15 protein-coding genes are annotated in these 13,220 nt (G+C 60.5%); 6 read left to right on the forward strand and 9 right to left on the reverse strand.

Going from position 1 to position 13,220, the window contains the following annotated elements:
- Positions 1 to 99: 99 nt before the first annotated feature.
- Complete coding sequence (locus AB8B20_RS06115) at positions 100 to 462, forward strand: hypothetical protein (protein WP_439071993.1); 363 nt, start codon at positions 100 to 102, stop codon at positions 460 to 462.
- Positions 463 to 511: 49 nt separating this feature from the next.
- Here AB8B20_RS06115 and AB8B20_RS06120 read toward each other — a convergent pair whose 3' ends face one another.
- The 5 genes from AB8B20_RS06120 to AB8B20_RS06140 are packed head-to-tail and all read right to left on the reverse strand — an operon-like array spanning position 512 to position 5,171.
- Positions 512 to 1,189, reverse strand: coding sequence for an ABC transporter ATP-binding protein (locus AB8B20_RS06120; RefSeq protein WP_439071994.1), 678 nt, complete (start codon positions 1,187 to 1,189; stop codon positions 512 to 514).
- 1 nt (position 1,190) lies between these two features.
- Positions 1,191 to 1,946, reverse strand: a complete 756-nt coding sequence (locus AB8B20_RS06125; protein ID WP_439071995.1) for an ABC transporter ATP-binding protein — start codon at positions 1,944 to 1,946, stop codon at positions 1,191 to 1,193.
- Positions 1,943 to 2,908, reverse strand: coding sequence for a branched-chain amino acid ABC transporter permease (locus AB8B20_RS06130; protein WP_439071996.1), 966 nt, complete (start codon positions 2,906 to 2,908; stop codon positions 1,943 to 1,945). The genes AB8B20_RS06125 and AB8B20_RS06130 overlap by 4 nt, the downstream gene beginning before the upstream one ends.
- 1 nt (position 2,909) lies before the next feature.
- The gene (locus tag AB8B20_RS06135) at positions 2,910 to 3,815 is read right to left on the reverse strand and encodes a branched-chain amino acid ABC transporter permease (RefSeq protein WP_439071997.1); all 906 of its coding nucleotides are present in this window, start codon (positions 3,813 to 3,815) and stop codon (positions 2,910 to 2,912) included.
- Between the two features lie 60 nt (positions 3,816 to 3,875).
- Positions 3,876 to 5,171 (reverse strand): ABC transporter substrate-binding protein, encoded by a 1,296-nt coding sequence (locus tag AB8B20_RS06140; RefSeq protein WP_439071998.1) that lies wholly within the window; start codon positions 5,169 to 5,171, stop codon positions 3,876 to 3,878.
- 242 nt (positions 5,172 to 5,413) lie between these two features.
- Here AB8B20_RS06140 and AB8B20_RS06145 point away from each other — a divergent pair, with 242 nt between their 5' ends.
- Complete coding sequence (locus AB8B20_RS06145; protein WP_439071999.1) at positions 5,414 to 6,340, forward strand: ketopantoate reductase family protein; 927 nt, start codon at positions 5,414 to 5,416, stop codon at positions 6,338 to 6,340.
- Positions 6,341 to 6,433: 93 nt separating this feature from the next.
- On the opposite strand, the gene AB8B20_RS06150 is transcribed toward AB8B20_RS06145, so the two are convergent.
- Entirely contained in the window at positions 6,434 to 6,637 is a 204-nt protein-coding gene (locus tag AB8B20_RS06150) for a cold-shock protein (protein ID WP_089263958.1), read from the reverse strand.
- 463 nt (positions 6,638 to 7,100) lie between these two features.
- Between AB8B20_RS06150 and AB8B20_RS06155 the strand changes: the two genes are divergently transcribed.
- Positions 7,101 to 8,270: an autotransporter outer membrane beta-barrel domain-containing protein gene (locus tag AB8B20_RS06155; RefSeq protein WP_439072000.1), complete on the forward strand. Its 1,170-nt coding sequence runs from the start codon at positions 7,101 to 7,103 to the stop codon at positions 8,268 to 8,270.
- A 75-nt stretch (positions 8,271 to 8,345) separates the two neighbouring features.
- Here the strand turns inward: AB8B20_RS06155 and AB8B20_RS06160 are convergent, their stop codons facing one another.
- Positions 8,346 to 9,179 (reverse strand): TerC family protein, encoded by an 834-nt coding sequence (locus AB8B20_RS06160; RefSeq protein ID WP_089263957.1) that lies wholly within the window; start codon positions 9,177 to 9,179, stop codon positions 8,346 to 8,348.
- 83 nt (positions 9,180 to 9,262) lie between these two features.
- A complete protein-coding gene (gene ndk, locus AB8B20_RS06165; RefSeq protein WP_068731078.1) occupies positions 9,263 to 9,685 on the reverse strand; it encodes a nucleoside-diphosphate kinase in 423 nt (140 codons plus the stop codon).
- A gap of 278 nt (positions 9,686 to 9,963) precedes the next feature.
- Between ndk and AB8B20_RS06170 the strand changes: the two genes are divergently transcribed.
- From AB8B20_RS06170 to AB8B20_RS06180, 3 genes are all read left to right on the forward strand, one after another.
- On the forward strand, positions 9,964 to 10,224 hold the full coding sequence (locus AB8B20_RS06170) for a sulfur globule protein precursor (protein WP_439072001.1): 261 nt from the start codon (positions 9,964 to 9,966) through the stop codon (positions 10,222 to 10,224).
- Positions 10,225 to 10,404: 180 nt separating this feature from the next.
- A complete protein-coding gene (locus tag AB8B20_RS06175) occupies positions 10,405 to 10,581 on the forward strand; it encodes a hypothetical protein (protein WP_439072002.1) in 177 nt (58 codons plus the stop codon).
- Between the two features lie 84 nt (positions 10,582 to 10,665).
- Positions 10,666 to 12,528 carry an ABC-F family ATP-binding cassette domain-containing protein gene (locus tag AB8B20_RS06180; RefSeq protein ID WP_439072003.1) on the forward strand — a complete coding sequence of 621 codons (1,863 nt, stop codon included), beginning with the start codon at positions 10,666 to 10,668 and terminating at the stop codon, positions 12,526 to 12,528.
- A 40-nt stretch (positions 12,529 to 12,568) separates the two neighbouring features.
- Here the strand turns inward: AB8B20_RS06180 and AB8B20_RS06185 are convergent, their stop codons facing one another.
- Positions 12,569 to 13,162, reverse strand: coding sequence for a hypothetical protein (locus AB8B20_RS06185; RefSeq protein WP_246297406.1), 594 nt, complete (start codon positions 13,160 to 13,162; stop codon positions 12,569 to 12,571).
- Between the last annotated feature and the right edge of the window lie 58 nt (positions 13,163 to 13,220).

Below are 13,220 nucleotides of genomic sequence, written 5' to 3' on the forward strand. Positions count from 1 at the left end.
AGTTCATGCGCGTGTAGGATGCGACGATTGCAAAGCCTCTGAGGCGACTGCATAATTGAAACCATTGACTATTCTGGCTGTCACTTAAGGAAATGAAGTATGGCGGACGCCGATCTGGATGTGGTCATCCGGCAAACTGCGAAGCAGCAGAACAAGACATTGATGTCCGCCGTGAAGGCCCGGCGTGATCGCTATCTCGGTCTCGCCGCCAAGGCGAAGGACAAGGCCGGCAAGGATCGCTTCAAGCAGCTGGCAAAGGATGCGACCGAGCAAGGCACCGCCGCCGCCCGCCGCCTGCAGATGTCTGCCGACAATGCCGCTGACAGCTATGCACGTTCGATGCGCAAGGCCGTCGAAGTGCTGAACGCCAAGCCTCCTGCCCCCGAAACCAAGCCGGCCCCCGCACCAAAGAAGCCGCCGGCGAAGAAGAGCGCCAAGAAAGCCAAAAAGAAGAAGGCCTGAGCCTGCCTTCGGTCGCGACCGCCGCCCTTAGGGGCGGTCAGCCTCAAGGCTATGCCGCCAATCCCTCATTCGGCACGTCCTGCGCAATCTCGCCGCGCTCGATCGTGATGATGCGTTCCGCAAAGCTGCGCAGCAAATGCGGATTGGACTCGGTGATGATCAGCGCCAGATTGGGCTCGGCATCGCGGAGCCGCCGCAACGCCTCGGCGTAGCGATTGGCCAAAATCGGCGCCAGCCCCTGGAACGGCTCGTCCAGCAGGATCAGTCGGGTCGCGATCATCAGAGCGCGGCCGAGCGCGACCATCTTGCCCTGCCCGCCTGACACCGAGCCTGCCGGGCGTCGGGCCATCTCCTTGAGTTCAGGCAATATCTCATAGACCCGGCCAAGTCGGCGTTCGGTCTCCACCGCCGAAAGCTTGGCAACGCGCGCCGGCAGCAGGATGTTCTCCTCGACCGTGAAGCGTGAAAATAATCGGCGATCCTCCGGCGCATAGCCGATGCCGAGCCCCGGTCGCAGATGGGACTCGACCTTGGCCAGATCCTGACCATCGAAGACAAGTCTTCCGCCATTCCGGGTGAAGCCCATGATGGTGCGCAGCGTCGTGGTCTTGCCGGCGCCATTGCGGCCGACAAAGGCGACGGTTTCACCCTGCATCAGCGTAAAGGATACGTCACGCAGCACCGGCACTGTGTCGAATGAAACGGTCACTTTGTCGAGCGTGAGCATGTCAGACACCTATCACCGTGCGGATCACTTCCGGATCCTGCAGCACATCGACGGGCGGCCCCACGCGCTGGATCTTGCCGCTACTCCACACCGCCACCCGATTGGCATAGCGTTGCACCATGTCCATGTCGTGTTCAACGAACACCGAGGCAACCTTCGCCCTGGCCAACGCTGCGACAAGAATTTCCATCACACCAAACTTGTCGGCCGACGCCACGCCCGAGGTGGGCTCATCCATCAACAGCAGCTTCGGCTTCAGCGCCAGCGCGATGGCAATATCGACAAGCTTCCGATGGCCTTCCGGCAACTCGCCGGCGCGTTTATCGCGATGATCCGCACAATCGACCAGGTCGAGCAGTGCCAGCATTTCGTCACGCTCGGCGATCTCATCGAGCGGCCGGAACGGATTCCAGCGCCGCTCCCGCGCCGACGCCGCCAGCAGCATGTTCTCCAGCACGGTCTGTTCAGCGAACAGCTGCGGGATCTGGAACGCGCGCGCGATGCCGAGCCGCGTGATCTCACGTGGCGGATGCGCCGTGATTTCCTTGTTTTCAAATCGCACCGATCCGGCCTTCGGGCGCAAATATCCGGTGCAGATATTCAGAAAGGTCGTCTTGCCGGCGCCATTGGGGCCAATGATGGCGAGATTTTCACCAGCATAAACATCGAGATCGATGCCATCAGCAGCGATGACGCCGCCAAAGCGGATTTCAAGCCCGCGTGCTTCAAGCAGAACGGAAGGCGCTGCACTGCTCATTTGGCGGCCTCCACAGCCTTGCGTGCCGAATCTCGGCGCGCGGCGATCGACTGCGCAAGGCCGACGATGCCCTCTGGTGCCCGCAAGATGATGACGAGTAGCACGAAGCCGAGGATCAACTGCCAGGAATCCGCGACGAAAGCTGCGGCATAGGTGCGAACGGCCTCGTAGACCAGCGAACCAGTCAGCGCGCCCGCCACATTGCCGACACCGCCGAGAATGGCGATGAAGACGAATTCGCTTGAGCGGGTCCAATAGGTGTATTCCGGCGTGGCGATGCCCTGGATGATGCCGAGCGAGGCACCACCGAGGCCGCACAAAACTGCCGAGATTACATAGCCGACCAGCAACACCGAGCGCGCCGACAGGCCGATATATTCCAGCCGGGTTTCATTGGTCTTGATCGCCTTCAGGGCCTGACCGAGCGGGCTCTTCAGGTAGCGCCAAACGAGAATGGCCGCGCCAAGCGTCATGACCAGCGTTACGTAATACAGCACCGTGTCGAATTCGCTGCGTTCAAAAGATTGTCCGAACAGCGTTGGCCGCCGGATACGCAAACCGTCGGATCCGCCGGTGATGTGGAAGAATTTCTCGAGGATCGAGTACAACACCATCGAGAAAGCGAGATTCAGCATGCCGAAAAAGATGTAGCGATAACGCACTACGAACAGGCCGACCACGAGCCCGAGCACCAGCGAACTCGCCAGTCCGGCCACGATCAGCAACATCAAATCGCCGCCGCCGAGCGCACGACCGAGGAACGCTGCCGTGTATGCACCGGTCGCGAAGAACATGCCATGGCCGAACGACACCTGCCCGGCCTGCAGCAGCAAGATGATGCCCAGCACTGCGAGGCTCTTCGCATAGACGATGGCCATGAAAGTTTGCATGGAGCCGGCGAATAGCGGCACGGCCCCGAGGACGATCGCCAGCACCACGAGCGAAACATTACGCAGCGTCATGTCAGATTTTCCGCAACTGCTGCACGCCGAACAGCCCGCTTGGGCGGAAGATCAGCACAATCACCATCAGGATATAAGGAACCAGCACCTCGAATTCCGGCGCGGTATAGACCGCGAGCGAACGGCCGAGGCCGATCATCAGTGCCGCGACCGCTGCACCCTCAATCTGGCCAAGACCGGCCGTCGCCGCCACTGCGAAGGACAGCACGATCATCTCGGCGCCCATGCCGGGGATCAGCGAGGTGGTTGGTGCCGCCAATGCACCGCCAAGGGCGGCTAGCGTTGCGCCCACGATAAAGGTCACGAAATAGATCTTCTGCGCATTGATGCCGATGGCGCAGGCGGCTTCGCGATCTTCGGTAACGGCCAATATCTGCGCACCGATATTGGTGTAACGCAGGAAATAACGCAGGCAGAGCAATACCAACACCGCCAGGACCGGCAAAAAGATGGTTTGATACGCCGTATAAGTGATCCCAAACACCGAGACGTTACCGAGCAGTTGCAATGGCTCCGACATGAAATAGGGCTGCACGCCCCAGATCAGCCGCTGCACGTTCTCCAGCATCATGAAGACGGCAAAGGTAACGAGGATCTGCAGCACCTGCTCCTTGTCATAGATGCGCTGGAGCAGAAATTTTTCCATGGCGCCACCGAGTACGGCACCAACGACAATGGCCGCCACGAACAGCACCGGAAAGGTCAGCCAGGGACTGTATCCGGCCTTGGTCAGCGCAATCCCGCCTGACACCGCCAGATAGGCACCGAACGCGTAAAACGAGCCATGGGCAATATTCAGCACGCCCAGTACGCCGAATACGAAGGTGAGACCAACGGCCACCAGGAACACCAGCGACGCATAGGCGACGCCGTCGCAGATCGCGAGCATCAGAGTATCAAACGACATCACAGACCTCCGGCGCGACGCCCGGGCATGCTCCCAACGCGCCGCGCCAACCAGTATCGATCACTTGTCGAACGAGAAGTTATCGACCTTGATGTTGATGATCGCTGGGGTCAGCGTCTTGATCCACGCATCCGACTTCTGACCGACCGGCGGCATCAGTTGCGATGCCGGGAAGATGGTCATTTGATCGAGCACGGCGAAGGGATAGGCCGGGACACGGCGCGTCGTACCAATCAGCTGATCCTCGACGCCCTGCCCGTCAGCACGGATTTCCACCGGACGGCCAAAGGCTTGGAACTTGAGGCCTGGCATCGTCTTGGCGACCTGCTCCTTGGTGGGCCACTTGCCGCCATTGGCCGGCACCGCCTTGGCGTAGACCGCTTCCAGCGCCGCGAATGCCTGTGCCATGTGATACACCGAATAGATCGGATAGCGCCCGGTCTTGGCCTTGAACGCATCGACAAAGGCCTTGAACTTTGGATCGTTCTTCATTTCCGGGTGAAGGAAATAGTGGTCACCGCGACCGCCGACGATCACGCCTTCTGGCAGATCGGCTCCGAGGCGCTCCAGCGATGATTCAGCCAGCGGCAACACAAATTGCGAGTTCTTGAACAGCCCGCGTTGATTGGCCTGGCGCACGAAGGTGTCGAGGTCGCCGCCCCATGAGGTCGACAGCACGACATCCGGACGCAGCGCCAGCAGGCGCGAGACTTCCGTCGAGAAGTCGGGCGCGCCGAACTTCGGGAAGAACTCGGCGACAACCTTCACATCGGGTTTCAGCACCTTGAGCGCAGCCGAAAAGATCTCCCAGCTATCACGGCCCCAGGCGTAATCCTGATTGACCACCGCAACGGTCTTGAAATCCGGCTTCGTCTTCAGGAGATACAGCAACGGTGCCAGCACTTCGGGCGTTGCATTGGCCTGGGTGCGGAAAACGTACTGATATTTATCATCTTCGAGAATGCGCTGCGTACCGCAATCCCACATGAAATTGAGCATCTTGAGGTCTTCGGCGAGCGGCGCGATCTTATTGCAGACGCCCGACGAGATCGAGGCGAACATCACGTCGACCTTGGTGTCCTGCGCAAGACGGCGATATTCCGTCATTAGCGTTTCGATACCGGCACCTTCATCGATGAAATAAAGCTTCACCGGAACGCCCTGAATGCCGCCCCGCTTGTTGATGTCCTCGGCGAGCAATTCCGCCGCATCGCGCGCGGGAACGCCAAATACCGAGGCTGCGCCTGAATTGTAAGTGGTGATGCCGATCTTGAGTTCGGATGGCTTGTCTTGCGCTGCGGCAGACACGATACCGAGCAGCGACAGGGCCGCTGCCGCCAAAAAGCGACGTATCATCGAGGTCTCTCCCATTCCGCACATGCGGTTGTTATTTTTAGGCCCGCCAAGCGGACGACTCATATTGCATTGGTCCGGCTCATCTCAAAAGACTATTTTGCCGCAATCGCGAGCCGATGGGGCGTGCAACGGCAAAGCCATCATTCTAAACTCGACCTCAATGAAGCACCTGCACGCGCAGGAATAGTCGGCCCTCAAAAACGCAATTCAAGCGTCGCCGGATCATCAGGGAGAGAATACAAATGGCAAAAGTCGCAATCGTCGGCTGCGGTGCAATGGGCTCGGTCTATGCGGCGCTGATGGTCAATGCCGGTCACGAGGTTCATGCCGTGACGCTATGGCCTGACCATGCCGAGGCCATGAACACCCACGGCCTGCGCTGCGAAGGCGCCAGCGGCGACCGCACCGTTTCGATCCATGCCTCGACTACCACCGACGATATCGGTCCCTGCGATCTCGTCATCATCGCCACCAAGGCTTTCGATGTTGAAGCCGCCGCGAACAGCTGCGCAGCGCTGCTTGGCCCCGGCACCATAGTTCAAACGATCCAGAACGGATTGGGATCGCCCGAAATTGCAGCGCCCGTCCTCGGCGCCGATCGCATTGCCGTCGGTGTCGTTGGCGGCTTTGGTGCCTCGATGCGCGGTCCCGGCCATGTGCATCACAACGGCATGGAAATGATCCGCTTCGGCTCCTATGCCGGACTGCCGAAGCAGTTGCTGCAAGCCTCAGCCAAGATCTGGGAATCGGCCGGCTTCAAGGTCGCGCTGTTCGACGACATCAAGCAGATGGTTTGGGAAAAGCTGATCATGAATGTCGCGTTCTCAGGAACGTCTTGCACCACCGGCCTGACGATTGGTGAGATCCTCGACGATAGCGATGCCTGGAGCGTCGCGCGCGGCTGCGCCGAGGAAGCTATCGCGGTCGCAACCGCATCGGGCATCACACTGGACGTGGGCGATCCGGTCGCGCATATCCGCAGGCTCGGCGGCAAGATCCCGGGCGCGCGCCCATCAATGCTGCTGGACTATCAGGCCCGACGCGCGTGCGAAATCGACGCCATCAACGGCTCGATTCCGCGGATCGGCAAACCGCTCGGCGTCGCTACTCCGGTTAACGACACCGTCGTCGGCATCATCAAGGCGCGCGAACGTGCGATGCTCGGCTGATAAGGCATCATCCACAATTGCCGCCGGTCTGTGCCGGGACTAGATCAGTCGGCCGGCCCATATGTATGTCAGGGCCGGCACAGCAAGACTTAGTTATGAGACCTTGAGGTTCTCGGCAGACGCCTTGCCGCGATTTTCCACCAGGTCGTATTCGATGGTCTGGTTTTCGTTGAGGGTACTAAGGCCTGCGCGCTCGACAGCGGAGATGTGCACGAAGACATCCTTGTCGCCGACAGTCGGCTTGATGAAGCCATAACCCTTGGTTGGGTTGAACCATTTGACGGTGCCCTTCTGCATCGTCTGTCTCCCGATCTAGATACAAAAAAGACGCGGCCACGCATCATGCGTACCACGCCACAAGCGGGCTTCCCGGTGTCTGCTGAATGTCCTGCTCGCAAAACGCACAGTCGAACGGCCTCAATCCGATTGCGCAAGAATTCCAACATGAAAATTTTGGCTACGCAAGTCTTTGGCTTTTTACGGCAGAGGTTTTGATATCACCGGCCGCGTTCAAGCGTACCTATCGAAAGCCGCTGACCGGACCCATGAGCAGACGCGCCGGATTGAAACATCGTCAGCCCGCTCTGCGTGAATGGCCATAACGTGATGAAAAGCGACACGAATCCGCTGTGGCAATCGCACAACAATACGCGTCAATCGCCACCGGAGGCGCTCAATGCGCAGCGGCAATGCTGAAGGGATCGCGTATGCTCTGCCGCAGTCGAACGGCACTGCAGCGATAATTTCGAAACGAGTGACAATGCGCGATCCATCGCGATACGCCCAAACGGACAGCAGCCCGGCTGCCAGTCGGCAACGCCGGACCATTGTACTCTGCCTTGCCGTCGCGCTTGTCGTTGCGCCTTCGCTTGCATCCGCCCAGGTCGCGCCGCCTCCTACCACGCCGCCCCCAACCACGCCGCCACCGACGACGCCACCGCCAGCAGCCGCACCGCTGCCATCATCGACCGACTTCAATGCCGGGCAATCCGCAGGTATTGCCATTGGCGATCTCGGTAGCCAGTTCCTGCGGCGCCTCGGCGATCAGGCGAGCTACGGCTTCAACCGCGCGTCGCGCGCCAATCCCGGCGGCGGCGGTGCGTCGGAGACCACCGAGACGCCCCGCTTCCGAAGCTGGGCCGAATTCTACGGCGTTGGCGCGCATACCAGCACGATCGGGGATTTCGTCGGCGACAAGCGCCGGACCATCGGCGGCGTCGCCGGGATCGGCGCGCGGCTGATGCCGGGTGTCAATGTCGGGCTGTCGGTGGACCAGAGCCACACCACGATCGACGTTCCGCTGGCGCTGCAATCAGCGACGCTCGACCTCACGCAAATCGGCCTCAATGCGTCGGTTGACCAAGGTGCATGGACCTGGGCAATCGCATTGGTGCACGGCTTCGGCGACATCAACTCGCGCCGCGACACGGGCCTGGGGCTCGCGAGCGCCGGCTACAATGCGCGGATCGACGGCGCGCTCACTGAGCTGAGCTATTACTGGAGTTACGAACAGGCACGGATCGTGCCCAAGGCTGCCTTCGAATACACCCGCGCGACAACCGGCGCGATGCAGGAGCTTGGCGGCCTCAATCCTGTCAACGCGAGCGGCGCCTCAGCCGAGCGTGCGCGTATCCTGATTGGCGCAGAAGTCGGCCGTTACTGGATATTTGATCAGAAGATTCTGGATCTGTCGGGCTATGCCAAATTCGTCGACAACGTGCATCAGCGCTTTAGCAACGTCACGGTTAGCCTGGGTTCCGAGAGCATCACCGTTCAGGGGATCGGCGAAAGCCAGTACGGCGCAGACGCCGGCGCATCGACGTCGCTGAGCCTCAGCAACACCGCGCGTCTCTATCTCAATTATGACGGCAAGTTCCGCGCCTATTCGCAGTCCCATCAGGGAACGCTGGGCGTCGAATTCAAGTTCTAGAAACCGTCAGATTCCAGAAACAAAAAAAGCGGGCGAAAGGCAAATGCCCCTCGCCCGCTTTGAGTTTTTATTGAGTTAGGCCGCCTGCTCGGCGTGCCCTGCCATGCTGCGACGACGCCACAACGTTCCGACAGCGAGCACCACAGCGACACCAATCAGACCGCAGACGATCTCGCCACCATGTCCCCCATTGGTGAAACGAACGCCAAGGCCCAGCGATGACATCAGGCTGTCGAGGCCAGTGCCGACCGAACCGCTGAAGAAGCTGTGCATCAGCGGCAGGACCGCCGGATCCGTCGCGATCACTTCGCCGGCGACCCAGCCCAGCAGGGCCGCACCGAGCCAGACCAGAACGGGCAGACGGGTCAGCAGCGCCATGATCAGCGCCGCGCCGGCGACGATCAGCGGGACGCTGATGGCAAGGCCGAGGATCAGCAGCGGCACGCTGCCATTGGCAGCGGCAGCAACTGCAATGACGTTGTCGAGGCTCATGACAATGTCGGCTACGACCACGATCTGCACAGCGGCCCACAGATGCGAGGCGGCCTTCACGCCGTCCTCTTCTTCCGGTTCGGGTACCAGCAGTTTGGCTGCGATGACGATAAGTGCGAGGCCGCCCACCAGCTTGAGATAGGGCAGCGCCATCAGCGAGGCGACGATGCCGGTGAAGATGATACGGAGGATCACGGCGGCAGCGGCGCCGAGGATCATGCCCCACATGCGCTGCTTCGGTTCCAGACCACGGCAGGCCAGTGCGATCACGAGCGCGTTGTCGCCGGACAGCAGAACGTTAATCCAGATGATCTTGCCGACGGCTACCCAAAATGCGGGCTGCTGCATTTCGACCTGAAACTGAACGAAAACCGACTTGATCGTCGCCGGATCGAGAATATGCAGCAACCAGTCCACAGCGCGCCCCTTTGTTTGTTCGTTTTGATTGGAAAGGCCGGCGCGCCCCCGCGCGCCGACCGGTCGTCAATTCGGCTGGAAGTTTAGCCGACGATCTCGTTGCCCGAGAAGAACTGTGCGATCTCGATCGCTGCAGTTTCCGGAGCATCCGAACCGTGCACCGAGTTCTCGCCGATCGACTTGGCGTGAAGCTTGCGGATGGTGCCATCAGCAGCCTTGGACGGATCGGTTGCGCCCATCACATCGCGATGCTTGAGGACGGCGTTCTCGCCTTCCAGCACCTGCACGACAACCGGACCCGAGGTCATGAAGTCCACCAGTTCGCCGAAGAAGGGGCGTTCCTTGTGAACGGCGTAAAAAGTGCCGGCCTGTTCGCGGGTCATGCGGATGCGCTTCTGCGCGACGATCCGCAGGCCGGCCTTTTCGATCAGCGCGTTGATCGCACCGGTCAGATTGCGCTCGGTCGCGTCGGGCTTCAGAATCGAAAAGGTACGCTCGATAGCCATGATTTATCCTTGAATAACAGTCACTGGAAGATGGCGGCTTATATCGACGCTATCCGGGAACGGCAAGCGATCCGTCCAAATGTCGCAGCCCCATTTTGGCAGATCCGGCGCTCGAAATTACCTAGATGTCATCCACATGAACCATTCCTGACAGGGCTGGCGCGATCCGGTTCAGCTTCCTCCTCCTAGACTGCGTGCAATGACCCCGGCCAACGGCATTTGCCCCCGGTGCCATGTTCACGGCAGGCGCAACACGCGCCGTACCAGAGGAGATGAGAATGTTCCGCAAGATAGCACTGACTTTGGCTGCAGCGGCCTCATTGGGCGCCGCGGCGCTGGCTCCGACCTCGGCTTCCGCCTGGGGCGGCCACGGCGGATGGCACGGCGGTGGCTGGCATGGCGGCGGATGGCATCGCGGCTGGGGCGGGCCACGCTTCGTCGGCGGGCCGGTTTACGGCTATGGCGGCGGATTTCTCGTCCGCCGGGTCGTTCCGACCCCGTGGGGACCGCGTTGGCGACTGGTCAATCGCTGCTACTGACGCTCCACGAGCAGAGAAATACCGCCCGGCCGTTCCCTCGGCCGGGCTTTTTCTTGGCAGATCCATCGACGATTCATCGAATTTTGACTCAAACAGCCTCAAATCCATAAATCTTGAAACAATTTCGGCCCGCACGATTTGCCTTAGTGTCATTCAACTGCCACGAGCGCCGGGAAGACAATGCAGAACCAGTTCATCAATGATCGCGAAGAACACATTGACCGCACCACCAGCGTGGCGATCTGCAATGCCATCGGCGAACGGCTGCGCCGGGATATCGGGTCGAATGATGACACCCTGCCCTCCCATCTCCAGACGTTGATCGACCGGATGCGGCAGCAGGACGAAAAGCGGTAGCCGTTGACGGCATATTGACCTTCCGCGCACCAGCAGCGAGCAAATCGGGGTTGCCTTTGTGCGTCGCAGCGGTGACAACCCCGCATGCTTTCCATCACAGACATTTCGATCCGGATCGCCGGACGCCTGCTCATTGACGAGAGCACGGTACAGATTGCGCCGGGAGCCCGCGTGGGTTTCGTGGGCCGCAACGGCGTCGGTAAATCGACACTTTTTCACGCCATTCGCGGCGATCTGGCCACCGAAACCGGAAGTATCTCGATTCCGCCCCGCTGGCGTATTGGCAGCCTCGCCCAGGAGGCGCCGGACGGCCCCGAAAGCCTGATCTCCGTCGTCTTGAAAGCCGATATCGAGCGCGACGCACTGCTGAAGGAAGCCGAGACCGCCTCCGATCCGGAGCGCATTTCCGACATCCAGACCCGCCTTGTGGATATCGATGCGCATTCCGCGCCCGCTCGCGCCGCAGCGATCCTGAGCGGCCTTGGCTTTTCGGCGGAAGCCCAGTTGCGCTCCTGTTCTGAATTCTCCGGTGGCTGGCGCATGCGCGTGGCACTTGCAGCGACGCTGTTCTCGGCGCCGGATCTGTTGTTGCTGGACGAACCGACCAACTATCTCGATCTCGAAGGCACGCTGTGGCTCGAGGACCATCTCGCTAATTATCCGCGCACGGTCATCGTCATCAGCCATGACCGCGACCTGCTCGATACGTCGGTGAACGAGATCCTGCATCTCGACCGCGGCAAGCTCGTGCATTATCGCGGGACTTACTCAAATTACGAAGAGTTCCGCGCCAACAAAGAGGCGCTCGACGCCAAGAACGTCAAGCGTCAGGAAGCCGAGCGCAAGCGGCTACAAGACTTCGTCGATCGCTTCAAGGCCAAGGCCTCCAAGGCACGTCAGGCACAATCGCGCGTAAAGATGCTTGAGCGCATGAAGCCAATCTCGGCGCTCGTAACGCAAGACGTGCGCGAGATCGTCTTCCCTGCGCCCGAAAAGATCCTGTCGCCGCCGATTCTCGCGGTGGACAATGTGTCGGTCGGCTATGAGCCCGGCAAGCCGGTACTCAATCAGGTGACACTCCGCATCGATACCGAGGATCGCATTGCCCTGCTCGGCTCCAACGGCAACGGTAAGTCGACGCTGGTCAAGCTGCTGGCAAACAAGCTGAAGCCATTTTCGGGATCGATTACGCGCGCCGACAAACTGTCGATTGCTTACTTCGCCCAGCATCAGCTCGACGAGCTGGTGATGGACAACTCCGTCTATGATCACGTGCGCAAGCTGATGCCCGACATGCCGGAATCGAAAATCCGCGCGCGTGCCGGCAATATCGGCTTTTCCGGCAAGGCCGCGGATACGATCGTAAAAAGCCTGTCCGGCGGCGAAAAGGCGCGGCTACTGCTGGGGCTCGCGACTTTCTACGGTCCGAACATGATCATTCTGGACGAACCCACCAACCATCTCGATATCGACAGCCGCGCAGCGCTGGCCGAAGCGATCAACGAATTCCCTGGCGCGGTGATCATGGTCTCGCATGATCGCTATCTGATCGAGGCCTGCGCTGACCAGCTCTGGGTCGTGGCCGACCGCACCGTCACCAATTTCGACGGCGATCTCGACGACTATCGCAAAGTCGTCATGCAAGCCCGCGGCATGCGCGCGCCGACACGCGACCGCGCAAACACGGACCGCGAAAAGCTGGCGAAGCCTAAAGAAAAGAAGGTTCCGCTCAAGCAGCAGGTCGCCGAAGCAGAATCTGAGATGGAGCGGATCACCGCCATCATCGCCAAGATCGATACTGCGCTCGCATTGCCTGACCTGTTCAAGAAAGATCCGAAGCAGGCAACTCAACTCACCAAGGCGCGGGCGGCCGCAGCGGATGCATTGCAGCGCGCCGAGGAGAAGTGGCTCACGGCAAGCTCGCAACATGAAGAAGCGAACGGCTGAAAACGCAGCCGTCGCTTACTTCGACATCATCACGAAAAGATCAGGTCGCGGCGCGCTTCTTCGCCTTCGGACGCGCGGTCTTCGGCTGCTCAACTTCCGGACCGCGTTCGACCACGGTCAGACGACCGGCGGTAAACGTATAGATGCCAGCGCGCGGACCGCGCAGATAGGTCAGCACGGCAACGCGATCGCCGCGCGGGCTGGTCGATAGACTGACATTGTCGGGTGCGCCTGCACCACGCGCCACGTCGCATTCGGTATGGCCGAGCGCCACGACGCCAGTTTGAACCGGCGCACCTGCGGTACCATCGGCAAGCGCGTTGGCATCACGCGGCGCCATGCCCGGGCACGCACCGTCAGCGCTGATGAGATCCTGCGGACTGACGGCCTGCTCAGGCGACAGCGGCGGCGTCTCAATCGAAACATTCTTGATGAACACGCGACCTGGCTTGGAGAACCAGTCGGCATCCTTGGACAGCAGGTCCGTGGAGAATGCGTCACCGCCCACGCCGGCGCAGCCAGCAAGCAACGGCGCAGCAAGCAGCAGCACGAGCAGACCGTTTCGATGAAGCTTTTCTTGTCGCACGATTACGCAACCCCAAGACAGGCGATAAGCGCCTGTAACATCATTCATTTGCGGCACCACCATGACACAGCGGCAGATACCGGTGAGGAAATCTACAATTATCATT

This window comes from Tardiphaga sp. 866_E4_N1_4 (assembly GCF_052076075.1).
Lineage (GTDB): Bacteria > Pseudomonadota > Alphaproteobacteria > Rhizobiales > Xanthobacteraceae > Tardiphaga > Tardiphaga robiniae.

Bases quoted from the DNA above. Each gene is read 5' to 3' on its own strand.
- AB8B20_RS06115 (WP_439071993.1), top strand. From the start codon at position 100: ATGGCGGACGCCGATCTGGATGTGGTCATCCGGCAAACTGCGAAGCAG.
- AB8B20_RS06135 (WP_439071997.1), bottom strand. From the start codon at position 3,815: ATGTCGTTTGATACTCTGATGCTCGCGATCTGCGACGGCGTCGCCTAT.
- AB8B20_RS06120 (WP_439071994.1), bottom strand. From the start codon at position 1,189: ATGCTCACGCTCGACAAAGTGACCGTTTCATTCGACACAGTGCCGGTG.
- AB8B20_RS06170 (WP_439072001.1), top strand. From the start codon at position 9,964: ATGTTCCGCAAGATAGCACTGACTTTGGCTGCAGCGGCCTCATTGGGC.
- AB8B20_RS06180 (WP_439072003.1), top strand. From the start codon at position 10,666: ATGCTTTCCATCACAGACATTTCGATCCGGATCGCCGGACGCCTGCTC.
- AB8B20_RS06175 (WP_439072002.1), top strand. From the start codon at position 10,405: ATGCAGAACCAGTTCATCAATGATCGCGAAGAACACATTGACCGCACC.
- AB8B20_RS06155 (WP_439072000.1), top strand. From the start codon at position 7,101: ATGCGCGATCCATCGCGATACGCCCAAACGGACAGCAGCCCGGCTGCC.
- AB8B20_RS06140 (WP_439071998.1), bottom strand. From the start codon at position 5,171: ATGATACGTCGCTTTTTGGCGGCAGCGGCCCTGTCGCTGCTCGGTATC.
- AB8B20_RS06150 (WP_089263958.1), bottom strand. From the start codon at position 6,637: ATGCAGAAGGGCACCGTCAAATGGTTCAACCCAACCAAGGGTTATGGC.
- ndk (WP_068731078.1), bottom strand. From the start codon at position 9,685: ATGGCTATCGAGCGTACCTTTTCGATTCTGAAGCCCGACGCGACCGAG.
- AB8B20_RS06130 (WP_439071996.1), bottom strand. From the start codon at position 2,908: ATGACGCTGCGTAATGTTTCGCTCGTGGTGCTGGCGATCGTCCTCGGG.
- AB8B20_RS06125 (WP_439071995.1), bottom strand. From the start codon at position 1,946: ATGAGCAGTGCAGCGCCTTCCGTTCTGCTTGAAGCACGCGGGCTTGAA.
- AB8B20_RS06185 (WP_246297406.1), bottom strand. From the start codon at position 13,162: ATGAATGATGTTACAGGCGCTTATCGCCTGTCTTGGGGTTGCGTAATC.
- AB8B20_RS06145 (WP_439071999.1), top strand. From the start codon at position 5,414: ATGGCAAAAGTCGCAATCGTCGGCTGCGGTGCAATGGGCTCGGTCTAT.